Annotated in this window: 11 protein-coding genes; 5 read left to right on the plus strand and 6 right to left on the minus strand. The window is 35.5% G+C overall.

Translation table 11 applies throughout. The features are described 5' to 3' along the window. Positions 1-74: 74 nt before the first annotated feature. Positions 75-1,625 (minus strand): L-piperidine-6-carboxylate dehydrogenase, encoded by a 1,551-nt coding sequence (amaB, locus tag BLT04_RS17770; RefSeq protein WP_089757128.1) that lies wholly within the window; start codon positions 1,623-1,625, stop codon positions 75-77. A gap of 134 nt (positions 1,626-1,759) precedes the next feature. Between amaB and BLT04_RS17775 the strand changes: the two genes are divergently transcribed. Next, positions 1,760-1,957 carry a hypothetical protein gene (locus BLT04_RS17775; protein ID WP_089757129.1) on the plus strand — a complete coding sequence of 66 codons (198 nt, stop codon included), beginning with the start codon at positions 1,760-1,762 and terminating at the stop codon, positions 1,955-1,957. 81 nt (positions 1,958-2,038) lie between these two features. On the opposite strand, the gene BLT04_RS17780 is transcribed toward BLT04_RS17775, so the two are convergent. The 5 genes from BLT04_RS17780 to BLT04_RS17800 all read right to left on the minus strand — a co-directional run bounded on the left by BLT04_RS17780 (position 2,039) and on the right by BLT04_RS17800 (position 8,119). After that, entirely contained in the window at positions 2,039-2,227 is a 189-nt protein-coding gene (locus BLT04_RS17780) for a type II toxin-antitoxin system antitoxin (protein WP_089757130.1), read from the minus strand. Positions 2,228-2,360: 133 nt separating this feature from the next. Beyond that, positions 2,361-3,227, minus strand: a complete 867-nt coding sequence (locus tag BLT04_RS17785) for an SPFH domain-containing protein (RefSeq protein WP_089757131.1) — start codon at positions 3,225-3,227, stop codon at positions 2,361-2,363. A gap of 210 nt (positions 3,228-3,437) precedes the next feature. Further along, positions 3,438-6,698 carry a cytochrome c biogenesis protein gene (gene ccsA, locus BLT04_RS17790; protein WP_089757132.1) on the minus strand — a complete coding sequence of 1,087 codons (3,261 nt, stop codon included), beginning with the start codon at positions 6,696-6,698 and terminating at the stop codon, positions 3,438-3,440. Positions 6,699-6,894: 196 nt separating this feature from the next. Continuing rightward, positions 6,895-7,476, minus strand: coding sequence for a Crp/Fnr family transcriptional regulator (locus tag BLT04_RS17795; RefSeq protein WP_089757133.1), 582 nt, complete (start codon positions 7,474-7,476; stop codon positions 6,895-6,897). An 82-nt stretch (positions 7,477-7,558) separates the two neighbouring features. After that, a complete protein-coding gene (locus tag BLT04_RS17800; RefSeq protein ID WP_228421995.1) occupies positions 7,559-8,119 on the minus strand; it encodes a cysteine hydrolase family protein in 561 nt (186 codons plus the stop codon). A 386-nt stretch (positions 8,120-8,505) separates the two neighbouring features. Between BLT04_RS17800 and BLT04_RS17805 the strand changes: the two genes are divergently transcribed. From BLT04_RS17805 to BLT04_RS17820, 4 genes are all read left to right on the plus strand, one after another. Then, the gene (locus tag BLT04_RS17805) at positions 8,506-11,046 is read left to right on the plus strand and encodes an FtsK/SpoIIIE family DNA translocase (protein WP_089757135.1); all 2,541 of its coding nucleotides are present in this window, start codon (positions 8,506-8,508) and stop codon (positions 11,044-11,046) included. 70 nt (positions 11,047-11,116) lie between these two features. After that, entirely contained in the window at positions 11,117-11,764 is a 648-nt protein-coding gene (locus BLT04_RS17810) for an outer membrane lipoprotein periplasmic chaperone LolA1 (protein WP_089757328.1), read from the plus strand. A 100-nt stretch (positions 11,765-11,864) separates the two neighbouring features. After that, complete coding sequence (locus tag BLT04_RS17815) at positions 11,865-13,325, plus strand: LptF/LptG family permease (RefSeq protein WP_089757136.1); 1,461 nt, start codon at positions 11,865-11,867, stop codon at positions 13,323-13,325. Positions 13,326-13,460: 135 nt separating this feature from the next. After that, positions 13,461-14,219 (plus strand): hypothetical protein, encoded by a 759-nt coding sequence (locus tag BLT04_RS17820; RefSeq protein WP_089757137.1) that lies wholly within the window; start codon positions 13,461-13,463, stop codon positions 14,217-14,219. Positions 14,220-14,265 lie beyond the last annotated feature (46 nt).

Genomic DNA, 14,265 nt, shown 5'->3' on the forward strand with positions numbered 1-14,265 from the left:
AAAAGACGAGCATTAAAAAATTGCTTAGGGACAATTTCTGAACTCTGAATCTCTTAATTTTTAAAATTAAATGTTTATAAATCAAACTTAATTCCTTGTGCTAAAGGAAGTTGAGCAGTGTAATTTATAGTATTGGTTTGTCTTCTCATATAATATTTCCAAACATCAGAACCGGATTCTCTACCGCCTCCTGTTTCTTTTTCACCACCGAAAGCACCACCGATCTCAGCACCGGAAGTTCCGATATTGACGTTGGCAATTCCGCAGTCTGAACCTGCATGAGAAAGGAATAATTCCGCTTCTCTTAAATTTTGTGTCATAATCGCAGACGATAACCCTTGAGGAACGTCATTCTGAACAGCAATCGCTTCTTCCAGCGTTTTGTATTTGATTAAATATAAAATAGGCGCGAAAGTCTCGTGCTGAACGATTTCGTAAGAATTTTTAACTTCAGCAATACAAGGTTTTACGTAACAACCTGATTCGTATCCTTTTCCTTTTAAAACTTCACCTTCAACGATAAATTTTCCACCTTCTTTCTTACATTTTTTGATCGATTCTTCGTATTGATTCACCGCAGCAACATCGATTAGCGGTCCGACATGATTGTTTTCATCCAAAGGATTTCCGATCTTTAATTGTCCGTAAGCCTTTATCAGTCTGTTTTTTACTTCGTCATAAACATCTTCATGAATAATCAATCTTCTTGTCGAAGTACATCTCTGTCCTGCAGTTCCTACAGCCCCGAAAACAGCCCCGATAATCGACATATTGATGTCTGCATCTTTAGAAATAATGATAGCGTTGTTTCCACCTAATTCAAGGATAGATTTCCCGAATCTTTCAGCAACTTTCGAAGAAACCATCCTTCCGACTCTTGTAGAACCTGTGAAAGAAACCAGAGAAACTCTTTTGTCATCCACTAATTTTTGGCCGATCTCGTGATCCGCGATCAAAACACTTGAAATACCTTCTGGAAGATTGTTTTCCTTTAAAACTTCATTCATGATATTCTGACAGGCCAATGCACAAAGCGGTGTTTTTTCTGATGGTTTCCAGATCGTAACGTTACCGCAAATCCAGGCTAAAGCCGTATTCCAAGCCCAAACTGCAACCGGAAAATTGAAAGCGGTGATAATTCCCACGATCCCAAGAGGATGATATTGCTCGTACATTCTGTGACCAGGTCTTTCTGAATGCATTGTGTACCCGTGAAGCTGTCTCGAAACTCCAACGGCAAAGTCGCAGATATCGATCATTTCCTGAACTTCACCAAGACCTTCCTGTAAAGATTTACCCATTTCATAAGAAACAAGCTTACCTAAATCGTCTTTATATTGTCTTAATTTTTGACCTAACTGTCTTACGATCTCTCCTCTTTTCGGAGCCGGAATCGCCCGGAATTCCTGAAAAGCTCTTTGAGCTGTTTCAATTACTTTGTCATAATCACTTTCCCCGGAAGTCTTTATTTTAGCAATTAAATTACCATCTACAGGCGAAAAACTTTCTAATATTTTCCCGGAAGCAAAATATTTTCCACCGACTGAAGTTCCTTTATTCTCATCTTTAATTCCTAGATTTTTGAGTGTTTTTTCGATCCCAAAATCTTTTACTTTTTTAGACATAAAAATTCTACTTTTCGTTTCCTCTAAAGATAAAAATATTATGTGAACCGCAAAATTTTAATTTTAACATGATTTTTATTTGGACTAATTATAAACATGCTTATCTTTGTAAGGTAATCATTTGAATTTCAGAAATGGAAAATAATAAGAGTATAAATGAACCGACAGAAGAAAAGAAAAGCTCTAAATGGAAAAGTTTAGTTAAAAAATTCGGAATTGGCGGTATTATTTTCTTTACCGTAAAGGGAATTATCACTTCTACCCTCATCTATTTCCTCGGAAAAAATTTCTGGACTGTTATCAGCAATTACGTCACAACAATATTTGATTAATTTAATTGATATATTTCAAATAAAAAAGCAGAGAAAATTTCTCTGCTTTTTTTGTTTTTTTAAGGTTAATTTATAGTTTAATTATTCTTTTTTCTTTCTTCCCGCTTCGATCAAACTTTGATGTAGCAAATACTCAATTTGCCCGTTTACACTCCTGAATTCATCATTCGCCCATTTTTCGAGGAGCTTGTACGTGGACTCATCTATCCTTATAACGAAGGATTTTTTTCCTTTGCTTTCGGGAGAGTTTTGAGCTTTTTCTGATTTCATTTTTTGTTACTTTTCTAATTTCTTGTCTGATGCTTTTTTGTTTTTTAACGCAAAGGACGCAAAGATTTTCTTTGAATTACTTAATGTTTTTAAGTTCGCAAAGGCGTTTCACTTAGCAAAGATTATAAGAAATTTAATTATACAAAGTTCCTGCATTTAAAATCGGCTGTGCTGCTTTTTCTCCGCAAAGAACAACCATTAAATTACTCACCATTGCCGCTTTTCTTTCATCATCAAGCTCAACAATATTTTCCTCGGAAAGCTTTTTTAAGGCTAAATCTACCATTCCGACAGCACCTTCAACGATTTTGGTTCTTGCTGCAACGATTGCTGTTGCCTGCTGTCTCTGAAGCATTGCTCCTGCGATTTCTGAAGCATACGCCAAGTGTGAAATTCTGGCTTCCTGAATGATGATTCCCGCTTTCGAAAGACGGTCTGTCAATTCCTGCTCCAGGATAGAATTAATCTTGTCACCGCCTTCTCTTAAAGTAATCGGCGCATGGTCATCTTCTAAATTATCATAAGGAAAACTCATCGCCAAATGACGCACCGCAGCCTCACTCTGCATTTTCACAAAATCTGAATAACGCTCAACATCAAAAGCCGCTTTATAGGTATCTCCTACCTTCCAGACCATTACGACAGCAATTTCAATTGGATTTCCCATTTTGTCGTTTACTTTTAAGGTTTGTCCCTGTAAATTTTCAGAACGAAGAGACATTTTTTGAGATGAATACAATGGATTAATGAAAAACAATCCGTTGTCTTTTACTGTTCCGACATATTTTCCGAAGAAGTTCAGCACTCTTGAGTGATTCGGCTGAATGATCATTAAACCTTTCAGAAAAAAGCACGATAATAAGAAGCAAAGTATCGCCAAAACAGCAAAAGTGATATTTTGATCTACCCCGTTAATGAATAAATAAATTGAAGCTACAAACAGGATTAAACAAATAATTAATGTTAAATAGCCCGACATTGGTTTTAAGACTTTTTCCATACATGTAATTTTAAAATGATATTATTTTGATATCATAAAGATATGAAGGAGTTTTGAATTATGAATTATAAATTATGAGTTTTTTTTATGCTTTAATTGTTATTTATTAGAGATGCTTCGACTCCGCTCAGCTTTCTAGGTCGTTTAATAGATACAATGAAAAATCCCGGAAAATAACTTCCGGGATTAATTTAAATATGATTTTGAAATTTATTTCTTATTTAAAGTTTTAAACTTAAAGAAAGAAACAAGTGCTAATAAAAGCATCGTTGAAAGCCCGATGTACACCCAGGCCGGAACAGGAACAGGATCTCCTGCCGCGTAAGAGTGAAGTCCGCTCAGGTAATAATTTACTCCGAAATAGGTCATTACCATCGAACAGAATGCAAACATTGCTGCTACATGGAACGCCCATCTGCTTCTCAATCCCGGAACTAATCTCATGTGGAGAACAAAAGCGTACACCATAATTGAGATGAAAGCCCATGTTTCTTTCGGGTCCCAGCTCCAGTATCTTCCCCAAGATTCGTTGGCCCAGATTCCTCCTAAGAAGTTTCCTACTGTTAGGGCAAAAAGTCCGATGGTAAGAGACATTTCAGAAACGATTGCCAGTTCCTTCAAAGTTGTATCGTGATGAATTTTGTATGTTTCTTTACTAGAAATAATATAGAATACCAAACTGATTACCGCAATGATCATCGACAGGGCAAAAAATCCGTAACTCGACGTAATAATTGCTACGTGAACGATCAGCCAGTAAGACTTCAACACAGGTACAAGCGGCGTAATCTGCGGATCAAGCGCTGAACCTCCGTGTGCAAATCCCATCATAATTACCGCTACCATAAATCCGGCTGCCGGAATCAATGCATTTGAATTTCTGTACAGTAATAAACCTGCCGAAATACCTACCCAGGAAATAAAGATAATCGCTTCGTAACCGTTACTCCAAGGTGCGTGGCCCGAAATATACCATCTTGCAACAAGTCCTAAGAAATGGAACAAATATCCAACTACACCAAGTGCAATAATGACTTTAATTATTTTATTTAAAATTTTATTTGGCTTGAATAATTCAACAAAACCTAACAGTAATAATAAACCTCCGATTAATGTATAGAAAATTAATAATTTGAAGTTAATGTTTACTTTATTCATGAAAACCTCAAGATCAACTTTAGATTTTGTAGGAACGACTGCTTTTCCCCATTTTTGTTGATACTCTGAAAGTTTCGCCAATTCTTTATCAGCCTTACTCCAGTCACCGGATTTTTGAGCAGCCAAAGCTTCCGCAAAATAAGGTCCCATTACTTGCTGAGATTCCATATCCGGTTCGAATTTTTGGTCAAGCCATGAATGCCAGGTGTGGTTTGCATCGTTTTTCACAGGAACAATTCTCATAAACTGTCCGCTGAAAAATTCGTTAAAAATCTGAACTCTTTCGTTGACAGAAATTACTTCTTTGTCATAGTTCGTTTGTTCAGACGGCTTTTTACGGAATGCAGTATTGTAATCGTGCTCTAAAATATAAGTCAGATTTCCATTTGCATCAGCCGGGAAAAGACTCATTAACGAAGTGTAACCATCGTCGTTTGCTTTCGTTTTGTTCTTTAATTCGTCACCACCTTTTGAGCCTACATAGATGATCGGAACCATCGTCCAGCTTGGTGTATCTGTATTGATTGAAAGAAACCATTGATTTGCCGTTAAAGATTTTCCGTCTGAACCCTTAAACTCATCTTTTTTGTATAATTTTCTTAAAATATCAAGCGCTTCCGTATTAATAGGAACAATTCTTCCTTCAAAATTCTGTACCAAAAGATACCCGAATTTATCTGCGTGCTCTTTGCTGATCTTATTTCTGGCGATAATTTCGTCTGCAGAAATAATTTGCATTTTGCTCAAAGGCGCTGCCAAAGAATTTTGCTGTGGCTGAGTTTGTGAAGCCTCAGGAACCGGAACATGATTGTGATTTTCACCTTCTACATGAATGTGTTCCCTGCTTCCGTCCGTTGTTCCGTGGGTTTCGATTTTCTGAGCATTTAAGCCTAAACTTAAAAGGAATAAAATAACTGTTGCCGTTCTTTTTTTGTTAACATTTTTAAGCAAATTATTTAATTTCCAGAAATGTGTTCCTTTCCAGAAAAACATGACGAACATTCCTCCAAATAAAAACGTATATCCGATATAAGAGATTATAGTTCCCCAGAAATCGTGGTTTACAGAAAGTACCGTTCCCATTCTGTCCGGATCAAAACTTGACTGGAAAAATCGGTATCCTCCATGATTCAAAACATGATTCATATATATTTTATAAGGAGTCTGTGTTCCTCTATCGATGATTTTAACATGACTTTCATAAGCACTTGGAGACGAGCTTCCCGGATATGTTTCCATTACGAAATCATCTAATTTAAGTGCAAAAGGAGTGTTGTAAATCTTCGGACCGAATCCTACCATGATATTCAATCCATCCATTGTTACTTGTTTATAAGCGTTAGGATTGCCTTTTTCAACAGAAAGATCAACCAACTGCTTGGTTTTAGGACCTTGAATTTCAACGGTCAACATATCAGGAACGTTGGCATCTTTTTTCCTGTCGCCTTCGATAGACATTAATTTTCCTTTCTTAAGACCTTCCGGTACAACTAATTTTAGTTCATTAATGCTATATAAGCTCCTCAAAGCCAACGGTTGAAATGCATCTTTCACTGTATTTCCCGTAGCCTGAGTTGCCATCGTCATATAAGTTGCGTCAACCGGTGTTTTGATGAATAATTTTCCGCCTTCATTTTTGAATTCTACCGCACCTTCGATCGCTCTGTTGAATGTCACCAAAGTACCGTTGATAGACTTCGTTTCGCCCGGTTTTATGTAAATATTCTGTCTTCCGGTATTTCCTGTTGATACCAAATGAAGATATTCTGCACCGCTCGGATCAGCAACTAAACTGTCTTTTTTTCTCTGAATGTACTCTTTAGCTTCTACGGTTATTGTTTTTCCGTGAAAATCGTAAGTTGCATTAAAATCTTTATGCAACGGGGACATTAAATAAGGAACATCCTGATAGTTAAGAACGTCTCCTTTTTCTTCAATCTGAATTTTAAAGAAATTTTTGTCAGTTACAATTTCATTGGAAGTCTCCCCTTCTCTGATATGCATTGTCCCTTCAAAGCTTACATATCTTGTGATCGCTCCACCGATGAAAATTAAAATAAATGCAAGGTGAAAAACTAAAACAGGCCACTTTTCTCTTTTCCAAAGTCTGTATCTGCCGATATTTCCGATGAAATTAAGAATTAACAAAAGCATGATTAATTCAAACCATTTTGCTTCATAAATTAAAGCCTTTGCTGTTGGTGTTCCGTAATCATTTTCTAAAAACGTGGCATAGGCCATCGAAAATGCGAATGCCAGCAACAATACAGCCATTGTTCTGGTTGAGATAAGAATATCCTGGATCTTCTTCATGATTTTTTATACTTGACATGCAAAAATAAGGATGATAAACCACAAAGAGGATAAAAAAAGCTGTTTTTTGTCACTTTGAAGGCTATTTATGCTATTTTGAATCGTTCTTAATAACATTAATTTAATTAAAGAAAATTCAAAAATAAAATTTTGTAAAATATTAATAAAAATCATTTATCCAGATAACTGGATTCATTTATTTGCCAAGTGTTGTTTTTTTTCTGATTTTGCTTAAAAATTCATGTGAAATTCCCAGATATGATGCAACTTGCTGTTGAGTCAGCCGTTGCTCCAAGCTTGGATATTTTTCTAAAAATTCGAGATAACGTTTGTCGGCAGTTTTATTCATTAAAGATAAAATCCGTCTCTGTAAAGCGATGGATGACTGTTGATTCATGATCCGGAAAAGTTTTTCAACCAGCGGCATGACCCCATAAAGAAGCTCTTTATCTTTTTTTGAGATCATTAAAACCTGGCTATCTTCCAGAGCTTCAATATTTAAAACACTCGGAACATTGTTGATCAGGCTGTCAAGATCAGTGATCCACCAATTGTCAACTGCAAAATATAAAGTTTGTTCGGTCCCTTGTTCATTTAAAAAAAACACTTTAAAACAGCCATTCAGAACAAAACCTTCAAATAAACAGTATTCTCCTTCATGAAGAATTATATCTTTCTTTTTATAGCTATGAAGTTTAAAATATTCAGAAAAATCTTCAAATTCCGTTTCCGAAAGTTGAATATATCTGCTTATATTTTTATACAGTGAATTGAACATGATGAATTTAAATAAGTTTAAACACATAAAGATACCAACATTTGCCGGTATCTTTATCTGAATATGTTTTTTCTTTAATTAATTATTTTCCATTTAAAAAATCTTGTGTATTAATAACACGGGCGTAAAGATTTCCCAAAGCAGAAATACCTGCAAGAATTGATTTTTGTACATCCGATGCTTTTACGATCTGCCCGAATAATTCTCTGTTTCTGGTTGCAGTTGCATCGCCAATCACCGTATTTGTAAAGCCATAATCAAATGCTGCTCTTGTCGTAGATTCGACACAAACGTCGGTCATCATCCCTGTAATAACAAGGTTTTCAATCCTTTTTGAATGAAGATACTCCAAAAGATCCGTCTCTCTGAAACTGTTGGGATAATGCTTTATAATAACTTTTTCACCTTCTTTTGGAGCGACTAAAGGATTGATTTCTGCACCCGAAGTATTTGGTAAAAAGAATGTTGCCCCTTCATTCGTAGAAATATGTTTAATATGAATGACCGGTAACTTATTTTTTCTGTAAAACTCCAATAACTGTTTGGCTTTTTTACCCGCTTCCTCTGCTCCATCCAACGTCATATTTCCTTCTTTAAAATAATCGTTTTGAACGTCAATGATTAATAATGCTGTGTTTTCCATGTTCTTTTTTTGTTGTGCGTTGATTTGTATAAGTGAGATTAAAACTAGACATAAAGCCAAAGTGCTTTTGAATACATTGTTCATAATTTTTGTTTCTAAAATTCTATGAGACAAAATTATGCACTCCCGAATCGCTGACATTTGAACTAGTTCAAAAAAGGAAAAATATTTTTAATTAAAAATTATTAATACTATTTTTTCGTTTACTCTCATGTAAAGACAGAAGAAAATATTTATCAATAATTAATTTATTTTGAATATTTTTAATCATTATTAATCAATTGAATTAAAATAAAAACTCTGAAAACCGAGCGGAATTTAACAGTTCTTTTGACTGAAAAATATTTTTTAGTCTTGAAAAAACACTAAATTTGCCTCATTGAATTATGGATAAAAAGACACAAAAACAACAACCGGAATCGCCTGAAAAAGGCAGGATTTTATCAAAGCCAAGAATATTTTCAGGGCTTACTTTTATACTTTTTTCTGGAGTGCTTACCTTCTCATTTATCTCCTATCTGGCGAACTGGAAAGCAGATCAGAGCCAGGCAGGAACGATGCTTGACAAGAGTATAAAATCTTCAAATATTTTTGGAAAGCTTGGCGATTGGCTGGGAAATATATTTATTTTCGAGAGTATCGGTGTTGCTTCTTTTATTATAGCGTTTCTTTTTCTGGTTTTCGGGACAATGATCCTTAAAAAGAAAATTTTTAAACCCTGGAAAACTGTCGGACACTCCTTATTTTTCATTTGCTGGCTCCCGATTTTGTTTGGAGCAATCACAAAAGGACAGGGTGTTTTAAGCGGTGTTTATGGTTATCAGATCATGGATTCTCTGAATGCTATTATCGGAAGTGTTGGTCTTTGGCTGGTTTTGGTGGCAAGTATCGCGTTGTATTTTATTTTGGAATTTAACCTTCGTCCAAGTTCTGTGAAAGCAAAACTGGACCAGATCAATGAAAATACCATCGGAAAAGTGAAATCCATGATGCCGAGTTCTGACGAAAACTTTGAAGCTGATGAAGAATTAATTGAAGAAGCAGAAGAAAATCAGTCAAAAATATCGGTAACAGAAGTTGGTGTAAATAATAATATAAAAGTACAGGATCCTGAACCAATAAGTGTTCCCAAAGGTTTTCCTGAAGTGCCTGTTTCAACCAATTTAGAAACAATTACAACCCCGAATCAGACTTCTTTTGAGGATGATAAAAATGATTTTTCACAACCTCTTAATTTAAATCTGAATACAAAACCAAGTTTTCCGACTTCAACTCCTGAACAGGCTTTTGATACTAAAATTTCAACGCCGGTTTCTACCATGGAGAAAGATATTAAATTTAATGTAGAAGTGGCTCCGGTAATTGATGTTTTGGATGATACGGATAAAAAATCTCAGGAATTGGTGCAAAAACATGGTCTTTATGATCATAAATTAGACCTTGCCAATTTCCAGATGCCGACGGTAGATTTACTGACAGATTACGGAAACGAGGAAATCTCTATTAATAAAGAAGAACTAGAAGAAAATAAAAATAAAATTGTCGGACTTTTAAAGAATTTCAATGTTGGAATTGCTGAAATTAAAGCGACAATCGGGCCAACGGTAACCTTATATGAAATCGTTCCTGAAGCAGGGATCAGAGTTTCAGCGATCAAAAAGCTGCAGGATGATATTGCATTGAATCTTTCGGCTTTAGGAATCAGAATTATTGCTCCGATGCCAGGAAAAGGTACGATCGGAATTGAAGTTCCGAGAAAAAATCCTACAATGGTTTCGATGCGTTCTGTGATCGCGTCTCAAAAATTCCAGAATACGGATATGGATCTGCCTGTTGTTTTCGGTAAAACAATCTCGAATGAGATTTTCATGGCAGATTTATCAAAAATGCCTCACTTATTGATGGCGGGTGCAACCGGACAGGGTAAATCGGTGGGAATTAATGCGATTTTAACTTCACTTCTCTATAAAAAACACCCGAGCGAACTGAAATTCGTAATGGTGGATCCTAAAAAAGTGGAGCTTTCTTTATATTCAAAAATTGAAAGGCATTATTTAGCCAAGCTTCCGGATTCGGAGGATGCGATTATTACTGATACCAATAAAGTAATCAATACGTTGAATTCCCTTTGTGTCGAGATGGATCAACGGTATGATCTGCTTAAAAATGCATTCTGTAAAAACTTAAAGGAATACAATAAAAAATTCACGGAAAGAAAATTAAATCCTGAAAACGGCCACCGCTATTTGCCATACATCGTTTTGGTGGTCGATGAGTTTGCTGATTTGATCATGACTGCCGGAAAAGAAGTTGAATTACCGATCGCAAGATTAGCACAGCTTGCCAGAGCGGTAGGAATTCACCTGATTGTTGCCACGCAAAGACCTTCTGTTAACGTTATTACGGGAATGATTAAGGCTAATTTCCCGGCTAGAGCGGCATTTAGGGTAATTTCAAGTGTAGATTCAAGAACCATTTTGGATTCTACTGGTGCAGATCAGCTGATCGGAAAAGGAGATATGCTTTATTTTAACGGAAATGAAATTTTAAGGCTTCAATGTGCTTTTGTCGATACTCCTGAAGTTGAAAGACTTGCGGAATTTATCGGTGAGCAAAAAGGCTACGCTTCGGCATTTCTGCTTCCCGAATATGTTTCTGAAGAGTCTACAAGTACGGTGGGAGCCTTTGATCCGAATGAAAAAGATGTTTTATTTGAAGATGCCGCAAGAATTATCGTTTCAACACAGCAGGGCTCGACTTCAATGCTTCAGAGACAGTTGAAGCTAGGTTACAACAGAGCCGGAAGAATTATGGATCAGCTGGAGGCAAGCGGGATTGTCGGAGGTTTTAACGGCGCTAAAGCAAGAGAAGTTATCATCAGCGATCTCCACTCTTTGGAACAGTTTTTGGAAGATTTGCGCAGTTAGAAGTAAAGGGTAAATCATTAGGTTTAACTTTTACTATTGAAGAATGTCTAAAGATAAAGATTTAAATAAAATGAGAAATATTATTTCAAAAGTTATAGTTGGTAGTCTGGTTGTAGGAACGGTGGGTTTTGCCAGTGCTCAGAAAATTGATGCAAAAGCAAAAAAAATCCTTGATGATATTACAGCCAATTACAAATCTAAGAAAAATACCTACTTCAAGTTTTCTTTTGGAAGCGGTGTCAATGAGCAGGTTGCCAAAACAGAACCCGGAATTTACTACGCTGCAGGAGATAAATATAAGTTGAAAATCATGGATACAGAACAGATTTTTGACGGAAATAAAATCTACAATATCAACACCGATGATATGGAAGTAACGATTGCTAAACCAAACGGAAGCAGCACCATGTTCTCCCCTATCAATTATCTTTCAACCTACAGAAATGATTATAATGTAACGTATGGAGGAAAGAAAAATGTAAACGGTGTAAATGCAGATTTCATAAAATTAACTCCCGTAAAAGCAAACGGATTAAAATACGTCTATATTTTTGTAGATTCTGCGAAAAAACAAATGGTAAAACTGGAACAGCACGGAAATAATAAAGATGTTGCCGTCATTGCCATCAAAGAATACAAAGAAAACCAGGAATTAGACCCGAATATGTTTGTATTTGATAAAAATAAGTACAAAAATTATGTGATTACCGAGCTTTAAAAGTGATGAAAGCCAATAAGCTTACTTACTTAATAATAAAGTTTCATAAAATATACAGGCTGCAAAGTAAACTTTGTGGCTTTTTCATTAATTTTGGCGCATGTTAAAAATACTAGACCGATATATTATAAAAACCTTCTTTGGACCGTTTTTCTTTATATTCAGCGTATTGTTTTTCATTTTTATTGTAAACATTATCTGGGTTCAGTTGGGACAATTTATGGGTAAAGGACTGAGCTACTGGCAGATCCTTAAGCTCCTTTTTTATCTTGGGGTAAGCGTTATCAGCATGGTGCTTCCGCTTACGATTCTTCTGGCGAGCATTATGTCGTTCGGAGAATTTGGGGAACGGTACGAGCTTGCTGCCATGAAAGCTGCCGGAATTTCTCTGACCCGCGTCATGATGCCGCTTTTGGGAGTGGTCACCATTATGTCTGTCATGCTCTACTTTTTTTCCAATAATATTATTCCTGATTTTCAGCGGAAAGCCAAAAATATGTTGTTTAATATTGCCCAGACAAAACCTGCACTAAATTTCACTCCAGGCCAATTTATTGATCAGATTCCCGGATATATGGTGAAATTTGATAAAATTTATGGGGAAAACGGAGAAAATATCGAAGGCGTTTTTGTTCACAGAAAAGCAACAACTTTTGAAAATCAACAATCAATTGTCGCCGAAAAAGGAAAATTTGTACAGGCCGCAAATAAAAATTATCTGAAGCTGGTTTTATACAACGGCTATGTATTTGAAGATAATTTTGCAGGAAAAGGGGAAAATGTAAGGCTTAAACAACCTGATCAGGCTATTAAATTCGATACATTGGTTTCGCATTTTGATGTAAGTGAAATTATTAATAAAGCCATTGAAAAAGAACAAATTACGGATGATTACCGATTTCAGACATATACCGAGCTTAATAAAACCATTGATAATAATAAGAAAGACAACACAAAATTCTTTACCAATATCAGCAATGATGCATTAAATCAGGCAAATTCTGTGGTAACTTATATGGATGTAAATAACAAATCCAAAGCTGTTGCAAAGCCGCAGATCAAATTAGATACTATAAAAAGTGATAAAAAGCTTGAAATTATTTATAATGCTTATAATAGATTAGATAATTTAAAATCAGTCTTAGATTCAAAAAATAATGAGCTGAGCCCGACTATTAAATATTACAGTAAAATGGTTATTTACCAGCAGAGAATTGTTTCCTATTCCTTTACGTGTATTATTTTCTTCCTGATCGGGGCAAGCTTGGGTTCCATCATCAGAAAAGGAGGAATGGGGCTTCCGGTGATTATTGCGATCGTTATTTTCATTATATTTTATGTCATGAATGTTGCGATAGAAAACGTTGCCTGGTCTGGAAAAATCAATCCTTATCTGGCAGCCTGGGTTCCCAATCTCATCCTCTTTCCTTTTGGAGTTTGGATGACATACAAAGCGCTTACCGATTCTCAGTTGTTTGATGCTGAAAAATATAAAGCATTGCTGAAGCCTATCACAAAAAGATTCGCTAAAAAGAATACGGAACATAAAAGATATCAATAGCTTTTAAGATTAAAAATTATAATTTGTAAAGATTCAGAATTTTCTGGATCTTTTTTTTATGGTATGTTAAAATTTTTCGTTTATTACTTGTTTCGGTATAAAAAATTATCTTTGCGTGAATTAAATAAAACTTGTATGAAGAAATTATTACTTATGGGCTTATTTGGGCTTTTATCATTAAATATGAATGCCCAGGAAGAAACAGGAACTTACAATGGTGAAAAATATGGCTATATTATTGATAAAACCGGAAAGAAAATTGAGGGGGTAGTTCATTTAAATGGCGGCTATTCCAGTCCGTGGCAAAATCAGTTAAAAGTGAAATTTGCCGGTGTTGCGGATATTGATAAGGTGAAAAACAAGATCAAATTCAAAACGTATGATGCTGATGATATCAAAGAATATATGCTGTACGAAGGTGATACACCAAGAATTTTTAAATCTGTAAAATATACCAACACAAGAGAAGCTCTGAACAGCTCTGACACTTCAACAGGTTTGGGCGCAAGCATTAAAGCAATGAATAACCTTACCAGAACGTCTCAGTTTGCAGAATTGGTAACAGAAGGGAAAATTACCGTTTATAAATTGTACGGTTATCCGGCAGCCAATTCACAGGATGCGGCAAGACTGGCAGAAAACCCGAATTATATTTATTCTAAAAAAGGAGGAAAAGTTGAAGAGCTTACGCCTGCAAAAGCAAAAATCATCATTGCAGATTGTCCTTATGCAAAGGCGAAAGCGACAAAAGGAGAATACGGTTCGCTGAAAAATGAAGAAAAGAAAAGATCCGGTCTCGGAAAATTCATCAGAGATGAAATCACCAATTCAACGACAGACAAATTATCTATCGTGAATGAGGTCATCTACGATTACAACGAAAATTGCAAATAATAAACAGATCCGGAAAAAACTCCGGGTCTTTTTTATTTTAAGCTAA

Origin of the sequence: Chryseobacterium soldanellicola, from assembly GCF_900100115.1 — a bacterium.
Lineage (GTDB): Bacteria > Bacteroidota > Bacteroidia > Flavobacteriales > Weeksellaceae > Chryseobacterium > Chryseobacterium soldanellicola.

What these genes read in the sequence shown, in the direction of transcription:
- amaB (WP_089757128.1), bottom strand. Translation starts at nt 1,625, where the DNA reads ATGTCTAAAAAAGTAAAAGATTTTGGGATCGAAAAAACACTCAAAAAT.
- BLT04_RS17775 (WP_089757129.1), top strand. Translation starts at nt 1,760, where the DNA reads ATGGAAAATAATAAGAGTATAAATGAACCGACAGAAGAAAAGAAAAGC.
- BLT04_RS17780 (WP_089757130.1), bottom strand. Translation starts at nt 2,227, where the DNA reads ATGAAATCAGAAAAAGCTCAAAACTCTCCCGAAAGCAAAGGAAAAAAA.
- BLT04_RS17785 (WP_089757131.1), bottom strand. Translation starts at nt 3,227, where the DNA reads ATGGAAAAAGTCTTAAAACCAATGTCGGGCTATTTAACATTAATTATT.
- ccsA (WP_089757132.1), bottom strand. Translation starts at nt 6,698, where the DNA reads ATGAAGAAGATCCAGGATATTCTTATCTCAACCAGAACAATGGCTGTA.
- BLT04_RS17795 (WP_089757133.1), bottom strand. Translation starts at nt 7,476, where the DNA reads ATGTTCAATTCACTGTATAAAAATATAAGCAGATATATTCAACTTTCG.
- BLT04_RS17800 (WP_228421995.1), bottom strand. Translation starts at nt 8,119, where the DNA reads ATGGAAAACACAGCATTATTAATCATTGACGTTCAAAACGATTATTTT.
- BLT04_RS17805 (WP_089757135.1), top strand. Translation starts at nt 8,506, where the DNA reads ATGGATAAAAAGACACAAAAACAACAACCGGAATCGCCTGAAAAAGGC.
- BLT04_RS17810 (WP_089757328.1), top strand. Translation starts at nt 11,117, where the DNA reads ATGAGAAATATTATTTCAAAAGTTATAGTTGGTAGTCTGGTTGTAGGA.
- BLT04_RS17815 (WP_089757136.1), top strand. Translation starts at nt 11,865, where the DNA reads ATGTTAAAAATACTAGACCGATATATTATAAAAACCTTCTTTGGACCG.
- BLT04_RS17820 (WP_089757137.1), top strand. Translation starts at nt 13,461, where the DNA reads ATGAAGAAATTATTACTTATGGGCTTATTTGGGCTTTTATCATTAAAT.